9 protein-coding genes are annotated in these 12,450 nt (G+C 74.0%); 3 read left to right on the top strand and 6 right to left on the bottom strand.

Annotated features, from left to right (window positions below; all coding sequences use genetic code 11):
- Positions 1-57 precede the first annotated feature (57 nt).
- Positions 58-1,371 (bottom strand): cytochrome P450, encoded by a 1,314-nt coding sequence (locus ACFY0D_RS34580; RefSeq protein ID WP_390801878.1) that lies wholly within the window; start codon positions 1,369-1,371, stop codon positions 58-60.
- Between the two features lie 148 nt (positions 1,372-1,519).
- On the opposite strand from ACFY0D_RS34580, the gene ACFY0D_RS34575 reads away from it, so the two are divergent.
- Positions 1,520-2,698: a globin domain-containing protein gene (locus tag ACFY0D_RS34575; protein ID WP_390801877.1), complete on the top strand. Its 1,179-nt coding sequence runs from the start codon at positions 1,520-1,522 to the stop codon at positions 2,696-2,698.
- A 36-nt stretch (positions 2,699-2,734) separates the two neighbouring features.
- Here ACFY0D_RS34575 and ACFY0D_RS34570 read toward each other — a convergent pair whose 3' ends face one another.
- Both ACFY0D_RS34570 and ACFY0D_RS34565 read right to left on the bottom strand, forming a co-directional pair.
- Positions 2,735-3,748 carry a nucleoside triphosphate pyrophosphohydrolase gene (locus ACFY0D_RS34570; protein ID WP_390801876.1) on the bottom strand — a complete coding sequence of 338 codons (1,014 nt, stop codon included), beginning with the start codon at positions 3,746-3,748 and terminating at the stop codon, positions 2,735-2,737.
- A gap of 54 nt (positions 3,749-3,802) precedes the next feature.
- Positions 3,803-4,426, bottom strand: coding sequence for a SurA N-terminal domain-containing protein (locus tag ACFY0D_RS34565; protein WP_390801875.1), 624 nt, complete (start codon positions 4,424-4,426; stop codon positions 3,803-3,805).
- A gap of 279 nt (positions 4,427-4,705) precedes the next feature.
- Here ACFY0D_RS34565 and ACFY0D_RS34560 point away from each other — a divergent pair, with 279 nt between their 5' ends.
- A complete protein-coding gene (locus ACFY0D_RS34560; protein WP_390801874.1) occupies positions 4,706-7,096 on the top strand; it encodes a YfhO family protein in 2,391 nt (796 codons plus the stop codon).
- Here the strand turns inward: ACFY0D_RS34560 and ACFY0D_RS34555 are convergent.
- The 3 genes from ACFY0D_RS34555 to ACFY0D_RS34545 form a co-directional block, all read right to left on the bottom strand.
- The gene (locus tag ACFY0D_RS34555; RefSeq protein WP_390801873.1) at positions 7,080-8,588 is read right to left on the bottom strand and encodes a protein kinase; all 1,509 of its coding nucleotides are present in this window, start codon (positions 8,586-8,588) and stop codon (positions 7,080-7,082) included. The genes ACFY0D_RS34560 and ACFY0D_RS34555 overlap by 17 nt on opposite strands.
- Positions 8,585-9,181, bottom strand: coding sequence for a hypothetical protein (locus ACFY0D_RS34550; protein ID WP_390801872.1), 597 nt, complete (start codon positions 9,179-9,181; stop codon positions 8,585-8,587). The genes ACFY0D_RS34555 and ACFY0D_RS34550 overlap by 4 nt, the downstream gene beginning before the upstream one ends.
- A 168-nt stretch (positions 9,182-9,349) precedes the next feature.
- The gene (locus tag ACFY0D_RS34545) at positions 9,350-11,395 is read right to left on the bottom strand and encodes an N-6 DNA methylase (protein ID WP_390801871.1); all 2,046 of its coding nucleotides are present in this window, start codon (positions 11,393-11,395) and stop codon (positions 9,350-9,352) included.
- A gap of 213 nt (positions 11,396-11,608) precedes the next feature.
- Between ACFY0D_RS34545 and ACFY0D_RS34540 the strand changes: the two genes are divergently transcribed.
- Positions 11,609-12,322 (top strand): hypothetical protein, encoded by a 714-nt coding sequence (locus tag ACFY0D_RS34540; RefSeq protein ID WP_390801870.1) that lies wholly within the window; start codon positions 11,609-11,611, stop codon positions 12,320-12,322.
- The last annotated feature ends 128 nt before the right edge of the window (positions 12,323-12,450 follow it).

Here is a 12,450-nt window from a genome sequence, read left to right as displayed (position 1 = left end):
ACGGCAGAACCTAGCGGCCTTCGAACGATTGTCACAAGTTCAAGCCGAACCTGACTTTTAATCAGCTTTCGCGCAAGTGTTTTGAGCCGCGAATCGAACGGGAAGAGTGCGTAGCCCTCGCATGATCAACCCCCCGCGCCAGCGCAGGTCTTGGGGTGGAACGGCTAGTTCCAGATCAGGCAGACGCGTCAGCAAAGTCGCGAGCGCGGTCTGTCCTTCGAGCCGGGCGAGCGGAGCACCCACGCAGTAGTGGATGCCGTGCCCGTATCCGAGGTGCTGGTTGTCGGTCCGGGAGAGGTCGAGGGTGTCCGGGTCCGCGAAGCGCTCCGGATCCCGGTCGGCGGCCGCGAGGACCACCAGGACCGGATCCCCGGCCTCGATCCGCTTGCCGCCGAGGGTCAGCGGCTCGGTGGCGAACCGCCAGGTCGCCAGCTCCACCGGGCCGTCGTAGCGCAGCAGTTCCTCGACCCCGGTGGCCAGCAGTCCGCTCTCCCCGGCGGCGAGGGAGAGCTGGAGGCGCTCGCGCTGCGCGGGGTTCATGAAGAGGGAGTGGACCCCGTTGCCGATGAGGTTCACGGTGGTCTCGAAACCGGCGAAAAGCAGGATGAAGGCCATGGCGGTGGCCTCGCCCTCCGTCAGATGGTCGCCGTGATCGCTCGCCCGGATCAGGTCGGAGATCAGGTCATCACCCAGATCATCCCTTTTGCGGTGAATGAGTTCACCGAGATAGGTCCGCATCTGCTTGACCGACCGGGCGACCCCACCGCGCGGACCGCCACCGTGGCGGATCATCATGCCGGCCCAGTCACGGAAGTCGTCCTGGTCCTCACGCGGTACCCCGAGCATCTCGCAGATGGCGTAGATGGGGAGCGGGAAGGCGAACTCGTGAATGAGATCAGCCTCACCTTTCGCCGCGAACCCGTCGATCAGGTGGTCGGTGAGCGCCTGCACCCGCGGGGCGAACTCGGCGACCCTGCGCGGGGTGAAGGCCTTCGACACCAGCCGCCGCAGCCGGGTGTGGTCCGGCGGGTCGATGTTGAGCAGGTGCGTCATCAGCTCCGCCTTGCGCTCCCCCGGGATCCCGGTCTTGCCCTTGGCGTGCGCGGGCTCCGCGTGGTGCGCCGGATTCTTGCTGAGCCGCTGGTCGGCGAGGGCCTGGCGGGCGTCGGCGTACCGGGTGACGAGCCACGCCTCGACCCCGCTGGGCAGCTTGGTGCGGTGCACCGGGGAGTGCTCGCGCAGCCAGGCGTAGGCCGGGTAGGGGTCGGTCGCGAACTCCCAGTCGAAGAGGGTGGGGCCCTCGGTGGAAGGGGTGTCGGCGGGAGTGTCCGCGGGATTTTCGGCGGGGGTTCCGGAGGTCTGCTCGTGCACCTGATGACCGTATCCCGGCACCGAACCCCCATCCGATATGAGTGGTTCGTCGCGGCTGTCCGTAGATCGGCCATCCCTTGACCTGAACTTCTCCGGCATTCCTACTTTCGGTTTTGTGGATGCCAGGATCTTGAAAAGCAGTTTCGCGGTGGTGGAGAGACGAGCCGAGCACGCCGTCAAGTTCTTCTACACCCACCTCTTCTGGCACAACCCCGGGGTCCGCGCCCTCTTCCCGGCCTCCCTCCACGACATGGAACGCCAGCGGGACCGGCTCTTCGCCGCGCTCACCCACGTGATCGCCCACCTCGACGACGAGACCCTCGGCCCCTACCTGCGCGACCTGGGACGCGACCACCGCAAGTTCCTGGTCCGTCCCGAGCACTACGCGGCCGTCGGCGCCAGCCTGCTCGCCGCGCTCGCGGAGACCTCCGGCGAGGCCTGGACCCCGCCGGTCGAGAAGGCCTGGGCCGAGGCCTACCAGGTGATGGCCGACGCGATGACGGCCGGCGCCGACGCGAGCGAGGGCCCGCCGTGGTGGGACGCGGAGGTCGTACGCCACCTCCAGTACGGACCGGACATAGGCGTCCTGACGCTGCGGCCGCACGCCCCCTTCCCCTATCTCCCCGGCCAGTACACGAGCGTGAGCAGCGAACGGGTCCCGACGACCTGGCGGACCTACTCCATCGGCAACGCCCCCCGCCCCGACGGCACCCTCGACCTGCACGTCAGCCGGGTCGACCGGGGGCGGCTGAGCACCGCCCTGGTCCGCGAGACCCGGCCGGGCGACGTGCTGCGGCTCGGCGCCGCCGGAGGGCAGCTGACCTTCCGCCGCGAGGACCGCCCGGTGAGCCTGATCGCCGCCGGCACCGGCTGGGCGCCCATCCGGGCCCTGCTGGAGGATCTCGCGGAGCGTCCCCCCGATCAGGACGTACGGCTCTTCGTGGTGGCCCGGGACGGCGCGCACCTCTACGACCGCCCGCTCATCGACGCGTACGCCGCCCGCTGCGGCTGGCTCGCCGTCACCTACATCACGCCCGCGCCCGGGCAGCACCGCAACCAGGCCACCGACCGGCTGGCGACCGCGCTGGGCAACCGGGGCCTGTGGCCGGACCAGGACGTCTACCTCAGCGGTCCGCCGCCGTTCATCGACGAGACCGCCCATCTCCTCCAGGAGCTGGGCGCCCGCCCCGGCCGCCTCTTCCACGACGCCGTACCGGCCCGGGGCCCCGGCTACGGGGAGCGCCCGCTGGGATTCGGCGAGTGGTTCCTGGACCCCCCGGCGCCCCACTGGCACGACCCCTCGGCCCGCGCGCCGAGGACGTACTGAAGGAGTGCCGAAGGAACAAGGAGTCTGCGCGGGCCGCTACTCGCCCGGCTCCGCCACGCCCTCGGCCGACCGGATCGCGTCCCGGTAGGCGCGGGCCGCCGCGCGCAGCGCGGTCTCGGGGTCGATCCCCTCCGCCTCGGCGCGGGCCGCGAGCTGCAGCAGCTCGTACCCGATGCCCTCGCCGCGGGGCAGTTCCACGGCCACGCCGCCCGTACGGGCCCGGCCCGCGAGCTTGGCGGCGAGCGCCAGGCCGGGCTGGCCCACCGGGATCCCGTCGGTGACCGACTCCCGCCGCTTCTCCACCGCCTTGGTGCGCTGCCAGTGCGCGTTGACGTCCTCCGGGGTCTCGGCCTCCGCGTCGCCGAAGACGTGCGGGTGGCGGTGGATCAGCTTCGTGACGAGCGCCCCGGCCACGTCGTCGATGGAGAAGGCCTCGTCGGGATCCTCGTGCTCCTCGGCGATCCGGGCGTGGAAGACCACCTGGAGCAGCACGTCGCCGAGCTCCTCGCGCAGCTCCTCCCGGTCCCCGTCCTCGATGGCCTCGACCAGCTCGTACGCCTCCTCGATCGCGTACTTGGCCAGGCCCCGGTGGGTCTGCCGGGAGGTCCACGGGCACTCGCGCCGGACCCGGTCCATCACCTGGACCAGGTCGAGCAGCCGCGCGCCCGGCAGGTCGTAGGAGCCCGGCAGCAGTTCCAGGTCGGGCATGGAGACCCGGCCCGAGCCGGCCAGCCGGGCCAGTCCGTCGGTGAGCCGCTGGTCGCCCTCGCCGCCCGGAAGCACCACGACCGTACGGCCGCCCGCGCAGGCCTCGACCAGCGCGTGCGCGTCCGGGCTCTCGAACGCGACCTCGATGCCCGCTTCCCGCAGATACGGCAGCTGCGGGTGGCCGGGGTCGGCGCACAGCACCCGGTCCGCGGCGTGCAGGGTCTGCCACGCCGGCCAGGACAGCACGCCGGGGGCGACCCGGTGGCTGGTGGTCAGCAGGACGATGCGGCCCGTGGGCTCGGCAGCGGCGGCGGTGGCGGTGGGTTCGGAGTGGTCGGTCACCCTCCGAACCTACCTCCGGCGCGCCGGTCCACGGTCCGGGGGGACCCCGGAGCGTCAGGCTCCGGCCGGGGCCGCCTCGGGCCGCGTCCGCTGGGTGATCCAGGGCGTCTCCCCGGTGCCGAGCTTGATCTCCTTGGCGTCCCAGGCGCCGTAGCGCGGGTTCACCTCGATGTGCAGTGCCTTGACCGCCGCGCGGGCGGGCTCCTCCAGCTTCCCGGCTCCGTACTTGGCCGTGAGCGCGGTGAGGAGCACCCGGTCCCGGAGGAAGCGGTCGACCTGGCCGGGGGCCATGGCCCCCTTCTGCAGGAGCAGTGCCTCGAACTGCTCCTCGCCGCCGTTCTCGTCGACGTACGCCTTGCGTTCGTCCTCGATGGCCTTCTGGGTGGCCGTGAGCCCGGCGGTGTCGGCCATCTTGTCGATGATCCTGCTCTGCAAGAGGGCGTCGAGCTTCTGCCGCTCCAGGTGGGGGGTGCTCGCGATGAGTTCGGCGGCGGCCTGCCCGGAACGGTTCTGCGCCGCGCGGACGTCGTTGACCTGGGCCTGGAGCGCGGAGGTGGTGATCCGTTCGCCGCCCACGACGGCCGCGGTGCCGGGACGGGGCTCGCCCGAGCAGGCGGACAGCAGGGGCGCCGCCACGAGCAGGGCGGCGGAGACGGAGAGCGCTGTGCGACGGTGCAAAGGAGCCTCCAGGGCCGGGAGATTGTGCGTCGGTGCACAAAGGGCCGTGCGGTGATCGATGTTATGAGGTCACGGTGATCCGGACCACCGGTTCGACCAACGATTCACGCGCGGACCGAACACGCACCGTTCATAGACGAGCCCGCGGGCACCGCCGGGCCCGGCGCGCCACCCGTCACCCGTTCTGGGGACCCCCGCCCCCGGGGGAACGGCCGGATCGGCCACCGGCAACCCTGAGGCCACCCTTCGGTCACCCGGCCCTGCCAAGGTCGGCCCACCATGTCGACAACGCACCGCTCGCCGCGTCCCTCACCGCGCCGCCGGAGTCTGCTCGGATCGGCGCTCGCCGCCCTGCTCACGGCGGTGGCCGTGTGCGCCGGGGACGCCGCCGCCCGGGTGTTCCCCTACGGATCGCGCCACCGCAGCATCAACGACCTCGGCAATCAGTTCGTCCCCTTCCACGCGCAGCTGTGGGACCTCCTGCACGGCCGCGCGGAGGGCGGGCTGCTGTTCAACTGGCGCTCCGGCTACGGCATGAGCTTCCTGCCGGACCTGGGCACCTATCTGGCCAGCCCCTTCTCCGTACTCGTCGGGCTCTTCCCGCGCGCGGACATCGACCTCGCCGTGTACGTCGTCACCGTGCTCAAGATGTCGGCCGCGGCGGCGGCGATGGCCTGGCTGCTGCGCACGCAGCGCCGCGGGCCCTGGTGGGCGGCCGGGCTGCTCGGGGCCTCGTACGCGCTGTGCGGCTGGTCGGTGATCGAGGCCTCGTACAACCCGATGTGGCTGGACGGGCTGATCGCCTTCCCCCTGCTGTGCCTGACCGGCGAATGGGCCCTGCGCGGGCGCCGGATCCTGCTCGCGCCGCTGGTCGTCGCGGTCTGCTGGACGGCGAACTTCTACACCGCCTACATGGCGACGCTGGGTGCGGCGCTGGTGCTGCTGGTACGGGTGGTGCTCACCCGGGAGGGCGTCCGGACCCGGCTGGCGGTGATCGCCCGGGGCGCCGGGACGACCGTGCTCGGGATCGCGCTCTCGGCACCCGTGCTCCTGCCCCTCTTCCTCAGCTCCGGGCGGGCCTACCCGGGGTGGGTCAAGGAGTTCCGGCCGGTGACCTGGGCGGACCTGTTCGCGCGGCTGCTGCCGGGGACGTACTCCTTCTCCTCCCCCGCCGTCTTCGTCGGCACCGGGACGCTGCTGCTGGTGGCCGCGCTGCCCTTCCACCGCGCCGTCCCGCCGCGCACCCGGCTGTGGTGGGCGGGACTGACCGTGGCCGTGGCGCTGTCCCTCCAGTGGGCGCCGGCCCATCTGGCCTGGCACCTGTTCGCCACCCCGAACGGAAGCCCGTACCGGCAGACCTTCGTGCTGGCCGGGATCGCCGTGATCGCCGCCTGGACCGGGCTGGCCGCGGGCCTGCCGCGGCCGCCGGCACTGGCCGCGGGTGCGGGCGTCCTGGCGGCCGCCGCACTGTGGGCGCGCGACAGCCCCCTGGTGACGTCGGCGGGCTACGCGCTCTTCGGCGGCGGGCTGGCGCTGGCGGGTGCCGCCTGGTGGGCGCTGCGCCACCGCCGCCTCGCGTGGCCGGCGGCCGGACTGCTCGCGCTGGTCCTGCTGGGACAAGCCGCCGCGACCACCGCCTACGGCCACAAGGGCAAGCTGGGCGGCCTGGACGACTACCCGTCCTGGGGGGCGGCGCACACCGCGCGCGCCGAGGTCCTGGCCGGTGCCGAGGGCTGGCCCGCGTACCGCACCGACCCGAGCCGGCCCGCCCTGACGGGCAACGACCCGCTGCTGCTCGGCGGCGAGGGCGGCGCGTACTACAGCAGCCACACCCCGGACGTGTTCACCCGCACGATGGTCGCGCTCGGAGCGGGCTGGACCTCGCGCGGACGCAACGTCCAGAGCATCGACAACCCGGTGACGGACGCCGTCTTCGCGGTCGGCGCACGCCTGCAGCCCGACGGCACGGTCCGCCGCGCCCCGGTGCCCCCGCTGGTGACGACCCGCCCGCCCGGCGCCGCCGTCCCCTACGCCGACGACTCCCCCTTCGCCAACCAGGAGGCGCTGCTGGGCGCCCGGGTGTACGAGGACCCGCTCGCGCCCGGCATCTGCCGCGCGGGCACGGAGGCCTACCTGTGGGCCCCCGAGTACAACGCGACGGCCCGCCTCGCGGACGGCCCCGCCTTCCGGCTGAACGGCAACGCCCCCCGCAACCGGGCCGCCCTCCAGCCGATGGGCGCCTCCCGCGGGGAGTCCTCGGCCCTGGTCTTCGACGCCGGCCCGCCCCCGCGGTGGGCCCTGTCCTGCCTGGACCGGACGCGGCTCGACGCCGCGGTGGCCGGCCTGCGGGCCACCGCGGCGACCTCGGTGCGGGTCGGCTCCTCCGAGGTCCACGCCACGCTCCCGCCGGGCACGAGCGGCACGGCGGTCCTCTCGGTCCCCGCGATCGCCGGCTGGACCTGCAACGGCCGCCCGGCCTCAAGCCACCTGGGCCTGGTGGCGATCCCGCTCTCCCCCGGCACCACCGGGGTGAGCTGCGCGTTCCGCCCGCCGGGTCTGGTCCCGGGGCTGGCGGCCCTGGCGGGCGCGCTGGGGGTCCTGCTGGCCGCGGCCCTGCGGGGCCGGGGCCGGGCCCGCCGCGTCGCCCGCTCCGTCAGCGGACCTGGCTGAGCCAGTGCAGGGTGCGGCGGATCTCGGCCGGGAAGGGGTGGGCCGGGCCGTGCAGCCGTTCCGCGTCGAACAGCAGCCGGGCCAGGGTGTCGTGGGCCGCCTGGCGGTCGCCGAGGGAGAGCAGCAGGTGGGCTATCCGGCGGCGGACCTCCAGCGGCAGACCCGGGTCCGGATTGGCGTAGTGGTTCTCGAAGAACGGGAGCAGCGAGCGGTACTCCGCCAGGGCGGCGGCCGGCTCGCCCAGTTGCTCCAGGCACTGGGCCGAGTCGTAGCGGAAGCGCAGCGACTGGGGGTCACCGGCCGGGAACTCGTCGGCGAGGCGGCGCAGTTCCGGCAGGGCGCGCCGGTACTGGCCGTCGTCCATGAGCGTGGCGGCGTACTGCTTGCGCAGGGAGCGGACCACCGGGGAGTGCTCGCCGTGCTCGGCGGCCGCCGCCGGGAGGATGCCGCCGAGGATGTCCACGGCCTGGGTGAGACGCCCCTCGTCCAGGAGCTTGCGGGCCTCGTCCACGGCGCCGGGCACGTCGGCCTTGGGCGGTGAGGGCGGGGTGCTCGGCCGCGGAGGGACGACCGCGGCCCGGTCCGGCCAGGGGGCCTGCGGGCGCAGGAAGGGCCGGGTCGGGTCGAGCGGGCCGGACGGGGTGCGGCTGCCGCGGGCGGGAAGCAGCGGGGCCAGGGCCTCGTAGACCTCCTGGGCGGAGGAGGGCCGGTCCTGCGGGTCCTTGGCGAGGAGGTGGAGCAGGAGCTTCTCCAGCTCCGGCGGGATCTCCGGGCGCATCTGGCGGACCGGGAGCGGGGGCTCGTACAGGTGGCGGTGCAGGACTCCGAGGGCGGTGGACCCGGCGAACGGGACGTTGCCGCTGAGGAGTTCGTACAGCAGGACGCCGAGGGCGTACAGGTCGGTGTACGGGCCCACGGCGCCGCCCATGGCCTGCTCGGGCGCCATGTACGCGGGGCTGCCGATGGGCGAGCCGGTGCTGGTGAGGCGGGTGGTGTCGGTGTCCATCACCGAGGCCACGCCGAGGTCCAGGACGAGCACGGTGCCGTCCGGGCGGACCATCACGTTGCGCGGCTTCAGGTCCCGGTGCACGATCGGCACCGCGTGCACGGCCGACAGGACCGAGCACAGCTGCGCGACGACGGCGACCGCCCACTGCCAGGGGTAGGGGTCGTGCTCGGCGAGGTGGTCGGCGAGGTCGGCGCCCTCCACGTAGCCCATGACGAGGAAGAGTTCGTCGCCGTCGCTGCCCGCGTCGTGGACGGTGACCAGGCCGGGGTGGTCGACCTGCGCGGTGACCCGGCACTCGCGCACGAAGCGGCGGCGCAGTTCTTCGGCGACCGTGCCGGGGCCGGCGACCTTGTCGGGGCGCAGCAGTTTGACGGCGACGCGGCGGTCGAGGCGCCGGTCGTAGGCGGTCCAGACCTGGCCCATGCCGCCCTGGCCGAGGATGGTCGCGAGCTGGTAGCGGTCGCCGATGAGCCGGTCGGTCACGGCTGCGGGTCCTGGAACGGGGTCTGGTGGGGATCGTGGCGGGGGCCCCCGGCCGGCGGGGTCTGCTTGCGCAGCAGCTCGCTGAGCTCGTCGAGCTCGGCACGGACCTGCCCGATGCGCGGGGGCGGCGTCGGCTGCGGCGGCACCTGCGGAGGGGCCGGGGCCGGCGTCGGCGCGGGGGTCGGCGTCGGGGTGGAGGGCCGGGTGGTGGCCGTGGCGGGCGGGTACCCGTAGGCGGGTCCGGACGGCTGCGGGTGGACGTACGGGGCGGACTGCGCCGGGTACCACTGCGCGGTCGGGGCGGTGCGCCGGGCCTCGTGGTGCTTGATGTCGGCGACGAGGAAGTACACGCAGATCGCGAAACCGGTGAAGATCGAGCCGCCGGCCCCCAGGTTGCCCTGCCAGCCGTTGACGTCGGGCGTGGGGTCGACCTGGATGAGCGTCATCCACACGACGGCGAGCACGCCGCTGGCCACCATCAGCACCCAGTCACGGGACTTGCGCGTGACCAGGGCGAGCCGCAGCAACGACCCCCAGGCGAGGAAGCCGCAGCTGAGGATGGGCAGCAGCACGAACACCACGCGCAATGCCATCACACCCCCCGAATCGGACTGGGGGCCGTGCTGCGGCGGAAGGCCGGGGCCGTGCATCGCTGCTCCTGACGGGCCGTGCGGAAGAGGTTTCGGGTCTGAGGGTATACAGCGTTCCCGGCCAGGGGTGAGGGGATGCGCGCAACCGTTGCACGCTCGCTGCACGGCCGTTCACTCCGGCGTGACCGTGCCGTCGGAGAGGCCGTCGTGGAAACCCTGTACGAGCTGTTCGCCGAGCCGCCCCGCCAGCCGTAGCGCGTCCTCGAACTCGGCGAGCGCGCGGAAGCGGAGCCCGTAGCTCTGCTGCTGCGCCAGGGGCAGCCGGGGCAGCTGGAGCCGGCGTACGTCGAGCCGGGTGGCGGTGGAGGCGTGGCTGCTGGCACGGCGGGTGTTGGCGGTGCCGCGCAGGAATCCGGCCAGGAACCACGGGTCGAGGGCGTCGGGGTCGGGGCGCAGCAGGGCCAGGCCGCGGCCCGGTACCGCGCCCGCGACGGCCTCGTCGACGACCCGGGCGATGGCCGCGCCGCCGACGAGGGGGACGAGTACGTCGCCGGGGGCGGTGAGCACGGGCTCGTCGGCGGTGGGCACCAGGGTGCCGGAAGGGCCGCCCCCGGTGTAGACGTCCTGTTCGGTGAGGACGGGGGCCGAGCCGCTTCCGCCACCGGTGCCGGTGTGCAGTTCCAGGGCTCCGGCGCGGGCGAGTTCGCCGACCGTGGTCATCGGCGGCCGGGCCGTGCCTCCGGCGGGCGCCGCCGCGGGCGGCGGGGTGAGCCGGGCGGCCCGGCCGAGGGTCTCGCCGAGCCGCTCCCGTACGGCGGTCAGTTCGGCCGGACCGCCACCGGCGGCCGGCGGGGGCAGGTGGCGGGCGGGGGTGAGGTCCACGTCGTCGTCCAGCAGCTCGATGACGGGGACGACGCGGCTGACGCCCGGCGTCTCCGCGACCGAGCCGGTGCGGTCGTACGCGCTCCAGGCGTCCTCCACCGCGCCGTGCACGGCGGGCCAGGCGGACCGGATCGGGGTGTCGGCGGCGAGGGCCGCGGTGTCGATGAGCAGCAGCCCGGCCGGGGGCGCCGCGTGCGGGGCGGGCCGGCGCAGCACCCACAGGTGCAGGGGGATCCCGTACGGGGGCGCGGCGCCGGCCGGGAGCGCGACGACGGCCCGCAGCGCGCCGCGGCGCAGCAGGTCGGCGCGGATGCGGCGGCCGGAGCGGCGGGCGGCGACGGCGGGCGGCATGAGCAGTACGGCGGTGCCGCCCTCGCGCAGGTGGGCCAGGGCGTGCTGGACCCAGGCGAGTTCGGATTCGGTGCGGGCCGGGAAGCCGTACTCCCAGCGCGGGTCGTAGGCCAGTTCCTCGTGGCCCCAGCCGCGTTCGTTGAACGGCGGGTGGCAGAGCACGGCGTCGACGGTGTCCTGGGCGAAGGCGTCGGCCCGCAGGCTGTCGGCAGCGGCCGCGCGGACCTGGGGCGTTCCGTTCAGGGCGAGGCGCAGGGCGGCGAGGGCGGCGAGTTCGGGCGCGGAGTCCTGCGCGTACAGGGCGGTGGCGCCGGGGACGGCCCGCAGCAGGGTGCCGGTGCCGCAGGCGGGGTCGAGGACGCTGCGGGAGGAAGGCCCGGCGAGGGCGGCCATGAGCCCGGCGAGGCCGTCCGGGGTGAGCGTGTACTGGCGGGGGTTGGCGTCGAGGTGGCGCCCGAGGAGGAACTCGAAGGCCTGGCGGGCCCCGAGTTCGGCGGCGAGTTCGGCGGCGGCCCGCAGCAGCGGCATGGCGGCCGGGCGGAGCGGGATCTCGGCGAGCGCGTGGCCGGGTCCGAGGCGCGCGCCGAGCACCTGGTCGAGGACGGGCCGCAGCAGGGTGGGCATGCGCGCGTCGGAGACGGCGGTCAGCTCCAGCCAGTCGGCGGGCCGGTCCCGTACGACGAGCAGGGCGGCGCCCGCCTTGACGAGTGCGGTGACGGCCCCGCCGGGGTGGGCGGTGATCTGCTGCCAGACGCGTTCGCGCAGCGGGACCTCGGCGAGCTTGCCCTGGGCGCGCAGCCAGTGCTCCACCTCGTCGAGGGAGAAGGAGGGGCTGGTCTCGGTGCCGCCGACGGGCTTGGGGAAGTCGGCGTGGCGGCGCCGCCAGTTGCTCACGGCCGCGCGGCCGACTCCGGCCAGACGGGCGACCTCGGCCGCGGTGACCTCTGCTGCGGTGGCCTCTGCTGCGGCGTTCTCCTCGGGCATGCCGGGGAGCATACCCGCTCACACCCGAGAGACCGATTCACAGCGTGAACTCAAGAATTTCTGTGCATCGTGTTGACTCGGTTCACGTGAATCTGCTGTGATCGGCACGTCTTCACCGGGCGGATCGCTGCGATCCGCTCGAAACGGAATACACTCCTCCACTTCTCCTCATTCGTCCTTCCCCCGCCTTCCCAGCTGCCCTAGAGAGTCCCCATGCGCACCGCTCACCGCATCACCGCCACCGCCGCCCTCGCCTGCGCCGCCGCCCTCGGCCTGACCGGGTGCTTCGCGTCCGGCCCGTTCGCGGACCTGTCCGGCTCCGAGGTGGCGGACAAGTCCGTGGACGCCCTGCGCGGCGCCGCCTCGCTCACCGTCAGCGGCAAGATCTGGGACGAGGGCAAGCCGATGGAGCTCAACATGGCCGTCAGCAAGGCGGGCGACTGCCGGGGCACGATCGCCGGCCAGGACGGCTCCTTCGAGCTGATCCGCAACTCCGAGTTCGTGTTCATCAAGGCGGACGAGCCCTTCTACCGCTCGCAGATGAAGGACCTGCCCAAGGCGGAGGCGGACGAGGCGGTCAAGCAGCTGGCGGGCCACTGGCTGAAGTCGAAGACCTCGGACGCCGACGCCAAGGAGCTCGCCTCCCTGTGCGACCTGGACGAGCTGCTCAAGGAGTTCGACGACAGCAAGGGCGCGGAGAAGGGCAAGGTCACCTCGGTCGGCGGCCAGAAGGCCCTCACCCTGACCACGAAGACCGAGGAGGGCACCGAGACCCTGCAGGTGGCCACCGAGGGCACGCCGTACCTGCTCAAGGCGGGCGTCACCGGCAAGGAGCCGGCCGAGATCTCCTTCTCGGGCTTCGACAAGCCGGTCCAGGCCGAGGTCCCGGCCGGCGAGGACGTCATAGACGCCGACAAGCTGGGCTGAGCCGCGCACGCGGAAACGGCCGTGGGGGGGGGGCGGGGGGGGGGCCCGCCCCCCCCCGGCCCCGCGCCCCCCCCCCCCCCCCCCCCCCCACCCCCCGCGCGGGGCGGGGGGGGGGGCCCCCCCCCCCC

It is taken from the genome of Streptomyces sp. NPDC001502 (assembly GCF_042894785.1).
Lineage (GTDB): Bacteria > Actinomycetota > Actinomycetes > Streptomycetales > Streptomycetaceae > Streptomyces > Streptomyces kutzneri.
This window is presented reverse-complemented; position numbering and strand designations above follow the sequence as displayed.

Excerpts from the sequence above, each read along its gene's own strand:
- ACFY0D_RS34540 (WP_390801870.1), top strand. The coding sequence starts at position 11,609 with ATGCGCACCGCTCACCGCATCACCGCCACCGCCGCCCTCGCCTGCGCC.
- ACFY0D_RS34545 (WP_390801871.1), bottom strand. The coding sequence starts at position 11,395 with ATGCCCGAGGAGAACGCCGCAGCAGAGGCCACCGCAGCAGAGGTCACC.
- ACFY0D_RS34560 (WP_390801874.1), top strand. The coding sequence starts at position 4,706 with ATGTCGACAACGCACCGCTCGCCGCGTCCCTCACCGCGCCGCCGGAGT.
- ACFY0D_RS34550 (WP_390801872.1), bottom strand. The coding sequence starts at position 9,181 with ATGGCATTGCGCGTGGTGTTCGTGCTGCTGCCCATCCTCAGCTGCGGC.